Origin of the sequence: Pseudomonas abietaniphila, from assembly GCF_900100795.1 — a bacterium.
Lineage (GTDB): Bacteria > Pseudomonadota > Gammaproteobacteria > Pseudomonadales > Pseudomonadaceae > Aquipseudomonas > Aquipseudomonas abietaniphila.
The window spans coordinates 63,955-78,706 of sequence record NZ_FNCO01000023.1 but is presented as its reverse complement, the minus strand read 5'-3'; the positions used below and the strand labels follow the sequence as shown (position 1 = coordinate 78,706).

Below are 14,752 nucleotides of genomic sequence, written 5' to 3'. Positions count from 1 at the left end.
CTGCTCAAAAAGTGAGCAGAAGCAGTTGAACACCTGGGTCAGTTTTCAGTCGGCAGAACAGCCTCTACTGGGTCAGTTTTCGGTCAGCGGCAACACCAGGTGACAGCCTGGTTTTGAAAGCAGCTGTAGATGAGGCCGCAAGCTTCGGTGTTGAGGTTCGTTTTGTCCTCATCGGCTCCAGTTACCACCAGCAGTATCTGGACGCTGGCATGGCAAGCGGCGTAGCACTATCAGATAGCGAACTCGCCTCCGCGGTATTTGGAGCGCTAAAGCAGGGGATTTTCTGACATCTCAAACCCACACAAACCGGACTCTCTGAGTCCGGTTTTTTTTCGCCTTCACCTTCCGTGTAACGCATCTCCTCGTACCAGGCCTTCGCAAGAGGCCGTCCATTGCCAACGAGGAATTTCTCATGACCGTTCTTGAAAACATCAACACCACTGATGCTCAAACACACGTCGACACACTTAATCCGATCGCGCAAAAGCCTGCTAATGAGGTGTTCAACACGTCGTCGCCGTTTTTCGCGGCGATGCAAACTAAGATCTTTCAATCAACCGAGCATACCCCACCTGTTACGACCTTCGACTTTGGTGAGGATGATCTCACCAGGTTGATCCTTTGGGCGGCTTCGGCCGGGCTTCCCCAAGACATGTTCGGGGCAAAAATGAAACGTGCTATGTACATTTTTGGCCCTTCCGGGTGCGGTAAAACGATGCTCGCCGAGGCTTTTGCAGCTCGCACCGGCCGATCAGTTTTCTCCTTGCAATGCTCCGAAGAAACCACTGTTTCGGATATGTTCGGTAGCTGGAAGCTGTGTGGCCCTGACGGAATGAAGTGGATTTACGGAAAGGTTTGTCAGTGGGCACGCCAGCCCAATTCAATCCTGCTTCTGGATGAATTTGACCAGCTTCATCCGCAGGTTCAAATGGGCCTGAATGGAATTCTCGATGGTAAACCCATCGTGCTTGACCAAACTGGCGAACGAATCACCATTGCTCCTGGGTGTTTGATCATCGCAACAGGCAACACCAACGGCAGAGGCTCAGCTGGAGGTAACGGAGGTAGCGCAGCGATCTATAAAGGCACCAAGAAAATGAACTTCGCCAGCATGGACAGATTCAATGTCATGTACGTGACGTATATGGACCAATCTCGCGAAGCAAAGCTTCTTGAAACCGAAGCCAAGGTGCCGGCAGTGATGGCTACCGCCATGACGACACTCGCGGCTAAGATCCGAGCAAACTTCATTGGCTTAAACGAGGATGCCGGTTCAGGTGGCATGGCGTTTCAATTCACTATCACAACCCGGAATGTCCTGAACTGGGGCATGAATTTCAAGCTTTTGGTAATGATGCGAAAAACTCCCGAAGAAGCGGCCATTCTGGCGCTTCGAACGACAGTGCTGGACTTCGCTCCCAAGGACGAAGCCGATGCGATTCTGTCGACCTGGTCGACCATCGTCGGATAGGAACTCAATGCAACATCCAAACCCCAGCATCGCTGGGGTTTTTTTTCGACTGCGTTTATTGGTTTCTGTGCGCCATCTCCTGTCACTGGGTCTTCGCAAGGGACCTCTTTTTGAATTTTCAGGAGAGTAGACATGAGCACCATTAAAAACGTAGACAGCTCGGGCATCAGCATTCTTCAGGATGTGGTTTTGTTTGACTTCATCGTGGGTGGTAGCACGGGGGAAAAAACGGTAGATGGCGACGACTTCATCCGCGAGGTCGGCAAGATGCTTCCGACGGGAACGTTCGCGTGGGTGAGCAAATACCGAGCTGAAGCCAAACGCGAAATCATGAAGGTAGGCGTCTCCCGGCGGGTCAATAACCGGGTGCGAGGCTACTTCGTTCCAACAGCGCATGCTGCGGAACTGGCCCAGGTGTTGAACGGTATCAAAGCGAAGTATCTAGCTGAGAAACAAACTTTTCTCAACGAGCTGCCTGATCTGGTCGAAAATTGGGCTCGGGCCCCTGCAAACGCTGGAGCATCAACTCAAGGAGGGAAATCTCGTGCTGACCTCATCCGCCAGCACGCTCCGCAAAGATCGGTTCTGGATAAAGCTCTGTCCTTCGACACCTCTGCCATTCGCATCAGCCACACCAGCTATTTTGGTGAAGAAGACGCGTTGCAAAAAGAAGTGAAGGGTTTGGTTGGACAGGCGGCTCAAGAGATCGCTGAGGACGTCAGAAAGTCTTGGTCCCGTCAGGGTTCAGGCAAGACTACTACTCGCGTTCTGGGGCTTATCCGGCGGGTTCAAGACAAAGCTGAGGCCATGACTGTGCTTTCAAGCAAATTCGAGAATCTGGCAAATATCTGCGGCACGGTATTGGCCGCTGTACCCATGGGTCAAAATATCGAAGGTGTCGCGTTCATCCAGGTGTCCAGCTTGCTTTCGTTCTGCATGGATCCGGAGAAAATTTTGGGGGATCACGCCACCGAATTCGACCCTCTAGATGTTGCAGAGGAATCTGATCCTCAAGATGTATCTGGGGCGAGCGTTTTTTTTGGGAACGAATCCGCTTCTGATTCCGTACCGCCAGATGACGATGATCAAGCAGTTACAATCGTCGAGCCTACCTCGATGGTTCCACCGCTTCCAACAAAGGCAATCTCTGAGGAGCCAAACCCCTTCTTTATTGAAGAACCATCAACCCAACAAGCAGTTGAGCAGAACGCACTGTCTCAGGCACAACCTGGATCAGGCGCCTTCATTTTCTAACCATAAAAAAAGCCCCAATCACTGATTGGGGCTTCTTTGTTTGTACCGGGAATCTATCTTTTTGGATGCTTGATCTGCGGTACTTCAATCTCAGCTTTCGCTAGCAACTGTTTTTGCGCCAACTGCTCATACAGCAGCACCATTGTCAGGCGTACGGGCAGGGGGGTCAGTTGCCAGTTTTCAGCTGTCGGGACATACCCGGCCCACTGAGGGTCCTCACCCATTTTGGCAATGGACAACCACAATTGCTCATCCAGATCTTTCTTGTAGAGGAAGTCTTCAGGGGTGAAGAAGTCGGCAAGGTTGTACACCTGGATCAAAGGCAGACCGAGGAAATCGGCGATCATCTGGAATTTATCTTTACCCAGCGATTTGATCTTCCGGTTCCCATTCGCGAGGGAATTCCAGTAGATCACCGTGATCCCCATAACGTCTGCAATGCTACGGTCTTGCAGGCCGCGATCGACAATCACTTTTTTGATCAGTTTGATCAGCCGAGAACCTTCCATGGTGTTTCGGGAGTTCGCTGACTCATCCTCACCAAGGTGGTTCTGCAAGGGAGTATCTGCCAAAGACGTTTCCTCTTGCACCTTACTCGACGATGCCTTTCGGGGGGCTCTCGTTGTTGCAGCTGGCGCAGCCGGTGCCGCTTTAGGTTTGGCACTAACGCGAGGTTTAGCTGACGCCGCGGGCGTTTTAGCAACCGCTTTAGCAGGAGCGTTAGCCGGCGCTTTAGCAGGAGCGTTAGCCGGCGCTTTAGCAGCCGTCCCAGTCTTCGCGGGAGGCTTCTTAGCGGTTGTCTTAGGAGAAGCTTTAGCCCGACTTCCCGTCGGTGCGCTTTCGGGTTTGTCGCTAGCTTTGGCCATATTGAAGCTCCAGTTTGGTTGCGGCGTCCAAGAGGATTTAGGGACACCCCTGGTAATAATAAAGCAGGAAAAATGCAGAACGAATAAAAATTGATTCTACACAGTTAACAACAATCCTTTCAATCTCTTGTTCCAGCGTGACAAGAGACCCTTTGATGACCATTTCGCCTAAATTCGGGCGCATGAGAGGTCGGCCCAACACCTAGACACCAACGGAATACGGGTTGTATTATTGGTACGTGTTGCGTATTCTCGATGCATAGACCACTTTCACCACCACGAGGTTCCTCCATGCTGCCCCAGGACGCTAAGCGCAATCCGGACTCCTACTCCTATCCAAACGGAATGCTCAATTCGGGCTACATCGCTGGCGTCCTTCGCAAGAATGACCCAGTCAACGGCATTTGCTATATCCAGCAAACCAAGTCTGAAAACCACATGCTACCCATCCACTACGACCCGAAAAAGTCGCCAATTCCGCGAGAGATCAAGGAGTGGGACCTCGTCATGGCGTACGTTCATACTGAAGGGATGTTGGACGGCGAAAACCGTATTGCACGCGTCAAAAGCATCCGTTTTGAAGCGCCAAACTTCATGCATCTGGGCGAACGTTTTCGCGACGACTTCATGAAGAAATGGAGTGTGGCTGTACATGCCGCAGCAACTGAGTCGCAAACACCTCCATCTGTTGAGGCGCTCAGCCAGCTCCCTAGCGCCAACAATGACGAGCGTCGCGATTCATTCGACTGGCGAACAATGGAGCTCAACAAGAACGCCTCCAACCAGATCAAGATCGCCGGCTTCATCCAAGCCAAATCCTTGGAGCGAAACCGCAAACACCCAGTTGATGGAACACCGATCAACGATCGCCTCGTAGTTTTGATCCGCCAGTCGAAAGACTCGGACGCATCTGTACCTGTGCGCTGGTATGGCCGGAACCTTCAACCATTAGCTGAAAAGCTCGCTCGCGGTATGCCCATCTTGGTAAACGGCGAGTACCGTGTGGATGTGAAAGTCATCTCGATGCCAGACCCAGTTTCAGGGCTCGCGGAAGTCTCGAAGCATCCTTTTATCCAGGCTAAGGATATGCCCGTCCCTGTAGCACCAGATTCCGGCCATATCAAAATCGTTCCTAGCTGGGCGCATGAACTGTTCAGGGGACATGGCTCTCAATCAGCGCCTGAAAAGGTCGATGAAAATCGTTCAGCTTTGTTTGCTTCGGCATTCGGCGAGAACCAGCAGCAGGCAGATCAACCGGGTGCGTAGTTAGCTGCACCCACTGTCCAATCAAATCAGCCATCGAGATCCGCTACAGGAGCCGATGGCTTTTTTGTTTCTCTGGCCCCACTCGAATGTGGCATCAGCAAATAGAACAGAAGGCATGAGCTGTAATGGGCAAAACACTCATCATCACCGAGAAAAATACGGTTGCGGTCTTGATCGCAAAGGCTATCGGCGGTTTTCGCAAGGTTGGATCGTGGCTCGAAAGCGACAATGCGATTCTTGCTCCGGCGGCAGGCCACCTCGTGGAACAGTACTCAGAGCAAATGGCCAAGGCCGGCCGGGATATCAGCAGTCTTCCTATCATTCCGGACAAATTCGATTTGAAGGTGATCGAGAAGAAGTCACAGTTTTACAGCGTCCTCAAGCAGCTCATGGAGCGTCCCGACGTCACGAAAGTAGCCAATGCGTGTGACGCCGGCCGGGAGGGGGAACTCATCTTCCGACTCATCTACAGGATGGCTGGCTGCGAGAAACAAATGCTGCGGTTATGGATGCGCTCAACCGTTGATGAGGCAGTACGGTCGGCATACGCCAACATGCGCCCAGGCTCCGAATATGATGATCTCGCTGCGGCGGCAGAGATACGAAGCGAAGGCGATTACATTGTAGGTATCAACGCAAGCCGGGGAATAACTCGCCTTTACGAACGCATGACCGCCAAAGCTGAGACGTTCCCGCTTGGTCGCGTGCAAACTCCGGTGCTCGTGATTGTTTGCCTGCTGGAGTTGGATATTTTGATGTTCCGCCCCGTCCCCTACTGGGAGGTCCATGCCAAATTTGGAGTAGCTGCTGGTGAGTACATAGGGAAGTGGATGGCGCCGAGACCACCGGAAGGGGACTCGAACAAGAACGATCACCAACCTTATCGAGTGTTTGATCGGGCTGTTGCCGATTCGATCATTAACAAGTGTACAAATGTCGAGCCCAGCAGCGTAGTAGATGACACCAAGCCCGCGCTTAAGGGCCCAGGTCAACTGTATGACCTGACAGGGCTTCAACGTGATGCCAACCGAAAGCATGGTTTTTCTGGGATCTATACCGAAGAGCTGGCTCAGAAGCTCTATCTCAATCTCAGCCTGACCACGTATCCAAGGACCGACTCGGCGTATCTCCCGGACGACGCTGTTGAGGATGCACGGAAAACAGTGGCGTCATTTACCGGCACTCCCTACTCAGAACATGCGCAGCGCATACTCGACGGTGGGTGGGTGAAACCTAATAAGAAGATATTCGACTCCACGAAAGTGTCAGACCACTCTGCAATCATACCAACCGGTACGGTCGCAGGGACCTTGGAGCCAGACGTTCAAACTCTGTACGACATGATCGTGAAGCGTTTCCTCGCGGTATTTCATCCGCCAGCCGAGTACGCAGTGACCGAACGTATTACTACCGTCGCTGAAGAGATGTTCAGAACCACAGGCCGTGTACTCATCACACCAGGGTGGATGGCAGTGTACGGAAGCACCATTGTTGATGATGACACGGTCAAGGATGCTGATAGCGACGACAAGAAAGCATTGGCAATGTACGTTGAAGGGGAAACAGTGACTCCTCGCGGTATCGAGCTGAAAAGACTCAACACGAAACCTCCAGTGAGATTTACAGAGGACACGCTTCTTGGCGCTATGGAAACTGCTGGTCGACTTGTGGAAGAAGAAGATCTCAGGGAGGCGATGAAGGAGAGAGGCCTGGGGACGCCCGTAACTCGTGCCAAAATAATCGAATCACTCCTGGCAACCACTGATAAATCGGGAAAGAAGAAAGAGCCTTATCTCATCCAGGACAAGAAGTACCTTGCTCCGAGCCCTAAAGGTATGACCGTCGTTAGGTTCCTGATGGACAACGGAATCGAAGCGTTGACGTCTCCTGCGCTGACCGGGGAGTGGGAGTACAAGCTTCGGCTGATGGAGAAAGGCCAATACAGTCGCCAGGTCTTCAAGACCGAGCTTGCCGAACTCACCACACAAATTCTGGATATCATCAAAGGCAAATATGCCGGCGTTGCGGTGAAAAAATTGCAGGCGCCATGTCCTCAGTGCGGTGGTGCAGTTGAGGTCCAGTCCAGAACATTCGCCTGCGAGCAACAGTGTGGCTTTTCAATCTGGCGGGACATTTTGAAACGACAGTTGAAGGTTTCTGAGGGCGAAACCCTGGTTCGCGATAAGCTTGTATTGGGCTTGAAGGGCTTCGTAAACCCCAAGAAGAACAACAAAAAATTCGATGCCGGCCTACGTCTATTGGACGATGGGAAGGTTGAGTTTTATTACGATCCCACAGCCAACACCACTGACTCCAAAGGCAACGTGGTGTCCTGCACGAAGTGCAATGGCCCGATGCGGAGGATCAAATCTACTAAGGGATATTTCTGGGGATGCGCAGATCGAGAAAACTGCAAGCACACCATGAATGACCTTAAGGGCGACCCCGTCGAGCGTCCAAAGTCTTTTCCCTGCGATGTCTGTGGTAAGGCCATGTATCTGCGCAATGCGGACAAATCGCCTTTCTGGGGGTGCAGCGGCTTCGTTAAGGGTGGGGGTGGCTGCAACAACACTTTGAAGGACCGCGACGGTACTCCGATACCCAAGGTGAATGCGGACGAGGCTGTTCCCTCAGTAGATAGCGAGCGAACTGGTGAAGCATGCTCCAGCTCTAGCGAGGCTTTTCTATGAATGCCAGTAACAAGATCATCCGCGCAACCGTCGTTGTGTTCGGCTTCTGGTGGCTAATCCTCACTGCCTGGGCTTTCGGCGGTTCACCACTTATGTTCATCGACAATTGGGCTTTCGTGGCTTTCACCATAACCCACTGGGTTTTGGGCGTGGTGTCGGGGCTGATCATTGGGATCTGGTTCATCTGGTTCGCTCGTATAACTGCGATGAACAGGCTCTATAAGGGGAAAGGCGGCACTGACCACAACGGAGCACGATCAACCCTTGGAGCCGTCCCTGTGCCGGTTAAGGCATTAAAGCGGGTAGAGAGTGAATCGAAGCGCCTTCCGATAGAAAACGAGAAAATCTTGTCGTGGCTGGAAAATAACCAGAAGGCGTGGCCGGCGCATGTGAAACTTTTCTGGGCAATATGGGATACCTATTCGGCGTACTCGCATTTTCCCGCCTCACATCGTCGCGGTGGGCATGGCAACCGGCGTCTGTGGCAGCACTGCCTCGCGGTAACGGCAACAGCTTTACAGGATGCGCCTGCGTACGTTTTCGAAGGCGTTTATGTGAAGGCGAGGGGGAAGCCTAAATTCAAAATCATCGACCTCAAAAACAAGGAATATGTCTTTGACTCTGCCGATCCCCTCATCCCGATTCTCGCGCTGGCTCATGACATAGGAAAGCTTGAGGCTTATGTCCTGGCAGCGGATGGAAGCGTCATCACTAAAGAGGAAGGCGGAGCGCTGACACCTCAGGATGACAACCGAATTTCACACGATGCCCTGGGCGCTCGGATTCTGGCGCGATTTCCAGAATATTGGTCCTTGCCCCCGAGAGATCGAACAACGGTGAACCTGGTAATTGCTCATTACCATCACCCGAGCAGATTCCCCGTGGATCGAAACAGCCTGAGTCTGGACGATCGGATGACCGCGTTGATGGAGTTTCTGATCCTGGCAGACAAAAAAACCGGTATGGCTGAATCGAGCATTACCGAAACCCTGACTGAACAGGAAATCTCTGAGGAAGAGTCGAGCTCGATCTATCACTGTTTCGTCGACATCATTACGGAGTTTGGTCGTGTGAATGGTACTGGTGATCAGGCCAGAGATTCGACGCTCAAAATCGCCCAGAAGCACGACGGGCTTATCGTTATCAAAGAAAAAGATCTGCGGATGCTCGTTCTCGCAAGAATGGGATGGTCGCTGGAGGAGGGTGATGGCCGGTATCGGATGACGCTGAACCTGGTCACCACTCTCCAAGAGAAGGGCGTGCTGTACTCAGCACACAATCAGGCAGACATGAGCCGTTTCTTTCCCATGTATTCAGTGGCATTCAGAAACCCTCAGACAGGTGCGCATTTAACAACGTGGGAGCCCTGCATCATCATTCGCCCGGTGGCGACCACGCCAGAGTTGGCGGCGTTGAGTGGCCTGCCAAATATGACTACGAAGCTGGATATTGAGCGCCCGCTTTTCACTCACAATCTCGGCATCACAGAGACTGATACCCTTCGTGCACTGATCGCCCGTGGGTTCGGAGATGAGATTGCAGGCAAAGCAACTATCGCCGGCAAACAGATCGCAAAAAGATCAGCAGACACCGTGGTTGCGGTCGCGTCTCCCGATCCAGCTCCAGCTTCGAATGAGCCAAATGTGGCTGTTCCCGTTGCACAAGTCACCTCGCCGACGCTCCTCCCATCCGCAGACACTCCGATTGTGCCTGTGCCTGTGCCTGTGCCTGTGCCTGTGCCTGTGCCTGTGCCTGTGCCTGCACCTGCACCTGCACCTGCACCTGCACCGACAGTCTCACTGGCGCCTGAATCACCTTCTTCATCTGATGCAGATCTTCCATCCGATCCAGGTGTGCCGGCTAAAGAACTGACCGACAGCTTTAACGATGATGACCTGCTGGATGAAGATCTCCAGGCGCTCAGTACAGAGATGAATCGCACAGAGGACCAGATCGACGAGTCTGACGAATTCAGTGCTTTCTCCGGTGAGACTGCGTCTGATGCTCTTGATGATGCATTTGATGGGTTCGAAGAAGGGCTCGATATCGACTCTGGGTCCACTATGCCATACCAACAGCCGGCAGATTCGCCTGTATCGATCAGCGATCCGAAGGCTAGTGATCTCACCGCACCCGAGTCACCGAAACCCGTTGCGATTGCTATTCCAGATCCTGACGCACAGGCCATCCGCAAGAAAAGTCCGGCAGCCGAAGCCGCAGCGCTGCGCGCCCTTGAGCAAGCCACGCAAGATTTCACAGCGTTTGCGCCATTGAGGAAAAAGAAGAAGTCGATTAATCAGATGGAGCGGATACGTAAGGCAGTAGACGCCCATGAAATCCCAATTTGCGGAACTCGGGATGGATTCGATTACTTGCTGGAATCCGATATGAAGCTTTTCGACGAAAATCTGGACGTTAATGCACTGATCAAATCTGAGAAACTGCCCACTGTCGAAGCGAAGCCAGGCTGCTTGATGGTCGGCGTTCCAGTTGCACCGCTCGTGCTGGATCTGTAATTCGGCGAGGGTAAGGTTGATTGATCATGACCATGTCTCCCTGGTCTTATCGGCCGACCAGGGAGACACGATCACATTGATTTGAGTTGAGTCTCGGTCAAGTAGGGGCTCAGCAGTTTGAAATATTGCCCTCTTGAACTCTCGTCCAATCTCAACTGAGGCTGTTGAAGCATCAATCGAGCGGCGGCAGCGGGCAGCATGCTAGAAGTGAAATCCAAGTGTTCAGACCCAAAATATACTTTGCAGTGGGATTGCAACACCGCAGCATCGAGCAGGTCGCAAACCTCACTGAAACGGTCCCGGACGGCCGTCATGAACACACCGTCATAAACAGTGCATTTGCCAGCCTCATCTTCCGAATAAACCGAAATCAGTGGCCAGTTCGTGTGCGCCCCATCTTTTTCGGAACCGCCAGAATCCGCGGTTGCAAAAAAAATCACTTTCCTGAAGCTCTTCTCAGCAAACCCTTGATGGAGGGGGCGTGCGTTTTCGCTGGTTGACGTGGTATTCCTGAATCTCTCGATCATTGCTTTTTCCTTGGATTAATGGTGCTGCATCAACAAGTTAGCATCAGCTCATCCAGCAATTCAACCCCTCACGCGAAATAAATTCAGACAATTGACAATTTGTCAATACAGCTGACATTACTTTTTGTCCGTCGTCAGGCGTGGCGATTCAGCAGACTCGTTGCCCCCGGACTTGATGCTCCGCAAGCTTTCCATCAAAGCATCCTGAAGAGCACGGTTTTGATCGTGCTGCTGTGCAAGTGAAGCTTCCAAACGCGCTACGGTCCTCTCAGTTTCCGCAAGCCGTCCTTTCGCGGCAGCTGCATCTTCACTCGCATTCGAGCGCTGAATCCGGAGCGCCTCAACTTCTGATTCAGCACCTTTGAGCTTCTTGCTCAGTTCATCCATATTTTTGTTCAACTCATCACGCATCCGAGCCGTTTCGCGCATGAGATGGTTTTCCCTGCCGATCAGATTTTCCTCGGCCTCTTTTTTGAGTTCCTCCCGCACTTGTTCTGCTGCTATTCGGGCTTGGTCGGCTTTTTCGGAGAGAGCCTCATACCGAAGCTGTTGCTCTTGCCTCTCCTGCTTATGGGCGTCGACGGCGGATTGGTGAAATTCTGTCATCCGCTGAAGCTCTTCATGCTTCGACGCAGTGAGCTCAACGACCTTTAAGTTTAAATCCTCAACCTGCTTTTGAAGGTTTCGTCGTTCTGCTTCGTGAGAGGCCAGTTGTTCCGAGAGCTGGATCTTGTCTGCACGAAGACCCTCGACCTCAGAGAGCCGATCGTTGAACTGCTCGATAGCTTTCTTTTCACTCTCCTGGGCATTGCGGCAATTCACTTCAGCGTCCCGGGTAGCTTTCTGAAACGCTTGCAGCTCTATCGCGTGTGAGTCACCAGCAGCTTTCAGCGCGATGTCCCAGACCTCCTCAAAGCGAGCCACCACCGAATCGGGTACGCCCGGCCTACGAAGTCGTGCATTCAGCTTCGGCCCTGTCTCCATCCAAAATTTTTTGATTTCGTCGTTCACAAGATTGGGAGAAGCCTTTCGATCGTTACGCGCATAGATCATTGCCAGTATTTCTGACTGGCGTACTTCCATGCCGTTGCCTAGCAGCTCGTCGGCGTATCTGTGCACGAGCTCACGAGTGCCTACACTATTCACAGGATGTACAACAGTATTCAGTGGATCGAGGCTCATGGTTGAAACCCAAAAATGGAGATTCGGGCGAGGTTAGCACATTTTCAAAAAATAGGATTCCTATCCAATATCGTACGGAAAATATGCAACATTGTGAAAACTGACTGTTATCACAAATTTTTTAGCCCAGCTTATCGGCCGTTTTTTTACCCCCCCCCTTAGCAGTAGCTGCGAAAGCGGCGGATTTTTCTATGCGTGCGAAAGCTGGTGAAATCAACATATCCGTCGAAATTACTTGCGCTGGAGGTCAAGACATTTCCCCACCAATCAGCAGCTCCCGGCACCAAATCGTCTGCATTCTGAGAACTGAATTGCTGACAGCTGCCATCCGCGGTATTCGGCGACATGGTCGGAACTAACTTCTAGAGCGCATGATTTTTCCCTGCGCTGGTTCACGAGTTACTTCCTGTCAAAGCGGCATTGAATCCCAGCCGTTCGCCGGCATTCCATTTGTCCTACCAGGTCACAGGCTATTCGTACGCTTCTCGGGCACAGGACTGCTTTACACACGATCGCCTTGAACGATGAATGCCTCAGCGTAAAGACAAGTGGAAATCCCGCTTCTACGCCAAATCTTTTCGCCACTGCGGACACTGAGCACGCACATTTTGCGTAGCAGGAGGCTCACTGGATGATTTTTCCCTCAAATTCGCACTTATCGACGTCGACAAGCCTCATCGAAATTCAGGCTTGCAAACGCTCTGAATCCCCCTAAAATCAATACTTTCACCAAAAAGACTTGCGCTGTGGATCAAGCAAAAAACAACAGATTTGAGCGTGGGCTGTCCTTTCTTCAACCGCCACGACTGACTCGCGATGAGTTCAAATCGATGATCACTCAAAAGGGCTGGCGAATGGCTGATGTGGCTTGCCGATGGTCAATCCGGCCTGAGCATCTCAGCCGCGTCGCTGCTGACGTTGAACGAGATGCCAAATGGGATGATCTGGCACGGGCTTTACCTCTATTGAGCCCTAACGATCAAACCGCGGTGTCTATCGCTCGAAGAGTCCTAATCCCACCTACTCGACATAAGAGGTCCAGCAAGACCCAGTCGGAGATCCATGAGGCTCCTTGTGAAGAAACTCAGCGCCCGGTTGTTACAGAGCCGTTCAACTGGGATAGAGAACCAGACGACGATGAAGAAGATTTCTCGGCTAGTGTCGACGGCTTTAGGTATCGAAATTATCTGGTCCGGGGATCGGAGCTTGTTGTCATTCGTGCGATCGAGCATTTCGCTGCGGAACAGGCAGTTTTGGTGGTGATGGAAATACGAGAAGGTGCTGACAGTGCCGGTGGCGTGCAAGAGGAGTACCGATGCGAATCACCTAATGGCACTTCAAGATGGTTTGAGCCAGATGAGATTGATGATTGGCTCGTGTCCAACGGAAAAACGAGGCATCTGTATGAATGACATGCCCAAAGGATTACTTGTGCAGCCAGATTTCCTGGTATCAGGTGAAATCGAATTGCTGCATTCCCCCTATCCTTCTGGTTTCGTAGCCTTGCCCGACATGATCCAGGCTGCAAGCGATATCGAGGCCGCGGCCATGTGGTTAAAGACGCAATCGTCAAATGACAAATCGCACCGTGTGATGCGGAAGGAGGTTGAACGCTTCATTTTGTGGGCGCTGCACACAAGAGGGAAACAGCTGTCCCAAATCAATGTTATGGACGTGAAAGCCTACGCTGAATTCATCAAGGACCCTCAACCCCAAGAGATTTGGGTATCACCGACCAAACGAGCACGTAAACACGTGGACTGGAAGCCGTTCGCCGGCCCCTTGAGCGTTGCGTCTCAAAGATTCGCGCTTATCCAAATTGGCAGCATGTACAAATGGATGGTTCAAGGGGGCCGGCTTCGAGGCAATCCTGTGGCCCTCATGAAAAAACCACAGCTGCTGGTAGAAAACAGCGTAAAACGCTTTCTTCCCGAGGAAGGAATCAACCTCGCGTTCGAGGTCATTGAAAATACAAAGAATCCCCTCAAGCGGGCACGCGATCACTTCATGCTTAGTCTTTTTTATCTGACTGGCTTGCGTACGTTCGAAGGAACCTCGGCCAATATGGGGGAGATCAAACAAGCACCCAGCGGTAATCGTTGGCTGCCGGTGCTGGGCAAGGGTTATAAAACGAGAAACGTCCCCATCTCCGATGCGCTATATGAGGACCTTCTTCAGTACAGAGAGGCCTTCAACCTGCCGCGAGAGATCCTGCCGGGGGATACAACCCCCCTCCTCCTTGCATCTAACTCAAAAAAGAGCCGTGCGCATAACGCAACGGTTTTAACGTCGATGAAAGGCATCATGAAACGAGCAGCGGTGCTGGCAGCTGAACGTGGGCAGTTTGAACTGTCTGAACGCCTTGAGGAGGCAACCACACACTGGCTACGTCACTCGTGCTTCAGTCACTTAGCCAAGGAAACGGGTGACCTGGTCATGATCAGGACCCTCGCTGGCCACAGCAAGATTGAAACTACCAGCCGTTATATGCACACCGAGGATGAAGCTCTATTTAAAGGTGTCACGACCGCATTGAGCACGCCACGTCTGACCTAGCACCTTAGCCTGATGGCTGCTGCATGTCGGCCCCAAGCCGGTGTTCATGTTTGCCATCAGCGCTTTGTGCATTGGTTATTACTCCCTGCTCCGCTGGAGCAACGGCACTAATACCTGAGCCGAGCGGATCTTGCCCAGCCGAAAAGTGCGATCCATTTCCGTCTCGACCCGGCAAGCGACAAACCATAAAACGCAAAGAAAACAATGCGTTAACACCCCGTATCTATATGAGCCTCCCTCCTAGGGCATACCAATGTCCATAGGGTTCAATACAGACTAATGCTCCTTAACCACATACTAGTTGAAGGCCTGCCGTCTCCCACCATATGGGATCAACGAAGGAATCTGGTCTATCATGGGGTATAGACGTATTTTTCATTGTCTTACCCTATGGGTTCAGTACAGAATGCATCCATCTCATATA

At 52.1% G+C, this 14,752-nt stretch carries 10 protein-coding genes; 7 read left to right on the top strand and 3 right to left on the bottom strand.

Annotated features, from left to right (window positions below; genetic code table 11):
* The first annotated feature begins 412 nt into the window (after nt 1-412).
* The gene (locus tag BLS87_RS30425) at nt 413-1,471 is read left to right on the top strand and encodes an AAA family ATPase (RefSeq protein ID WP_083370804.1); all 1,059 of its coding nucleotides are present in this window, start codon (nt 413-415) and stop codon (nt 1,469-1,471) included.
* A gap of 132 nt (nt 1,472-1,603) precedes the next feature.
* A complete protein-coding gene (locus BLS87_RS30420; protein WP_074758686.1) occupies nt 1,604-2,725 on the top strand; it encodes a DUF3150 domain-containing protein in 1,122 nt (373 codons plus the stop codon).
* Between the two features lie 53 nt (nt 2,726-2,778).
* Here BLS87_RS30420 and BLS87_RS34815 read toward each other — a convergent pair whose 3' ends face one another.
* The gene (locus tag BLS87_RS34815; protein WP_244165925.1) at nt 2,779-3,591 is read right to left on the bottom strand and encodes an XRE family transcriptional regulator; all 813 of its coding nucleotides are present in this window, start codon (nt 3,589-3,591) and stop codon (nt 2,779-2,781) included.
* Between the two features lie 291 nt (nt 3,592-3,882).
* Here BLS87_RS34815 and BLS87_RS30405 point away from each other — a divergent pair, with 291 nt between their 5' ends.
* From BLS87_RS30405 to BLS87_RS33975, 3 genes are all read left to right on the top strand, one after another.
* Entirely contained in the window at nt 3,883-4,857 is a 975-nt protein-coding gene (locus BLS87_RS30405) for a hypothetical protein (protein WP_074758680.1), read from the top strand.
* A 125-nt stretch (nt 4,858-4,982) separates the two neighbouring features.
* Entirely contained in the window at nt 4,983-7,547 is a 2,565-nt protein-coding gene (locus tag BLS87_RS30400) for a DNA topoisomerase (protein ID WP_083370803.1), read from the top strand.
* Nucleotides 7,544-10,063 carry an HD domain-containing protein gene (locus tag BLS87_RS33975; RefSeq protein WP_074758678.1) on the top strand — a complete coding sequence of 840 codons (2,520 nt, stop codon included), beginning with the start codon at nt 7,544-7,546 and terminating at the stop codon, nt 10,061-10,063. Before BLS87_RS30400 ends, BLS87_RS33975 begins: the two co-directional genes overlap by 4 nt.
* 71 nt (nt 10,064-10,134) lie before the next feature.
* Here the strand turns inward: BLS87_RS33975 and BLS87_RS30390 are convergent, their stop codons facing one another.
* Both BLS87_RS30390 and BLS87_RS30385 read right to left on the bottom strand, forming a co-directional pair.
* Entirely contained in the window at nt 10,135-10,590 is a 456-nt protein-coding gene (locus BLS87_RS30390; protein ID WP_074758676.1) for a hypothetical protein, read from the bottom strand.
* A 117-nt stretch (nt 10,591-10,707) separates the two neighbouring features.
* Nucleotides 10,708-11,772 (bottom strand): DNA-binding protein, encoded by a 1,065-nt coding sequence (locus BLS87_RS30385; RefSeq protein ID WP_074758674.1) that lies wholly within the window; start codon nt 11,770-11,772, stop codon nt 10,708-10,710.
* Nucleotides 11,773-12,518: 746 nt separating this feature from the next.
* Here BLS87_RS30385 and BLS87_RS34495 point away from each other — a divergent pair.
* Nucleotides 12,519-13,184, top strand: coding sequence for a hypothetical protein (locus BLS87_RS34495; protein WP_208605230.1), 666 nt, complete (start codon nt 12,519-12,521; stop codon nt 13,182-13,184).
* Nucleotides 13,177-14,328 carry a tyrosine-type recombinase/integrase gene (locus BLS87_RS30375; protein ID WP_074758672.1) on the top strand — a complete coding sequence of 384 codons (1,152 nt, stop codon included), beginning with the start codon at nt 13,177-13,179 and terminating at the stop codon, nt 14,326-14,328. Before BLS87_RS34495 ends, BLS87_RS30375 begins: the two co-directional genes overlap by 8 nt.
* Nucleotides 14,329-14,752 lie beyond the last annotated feature (424 nt).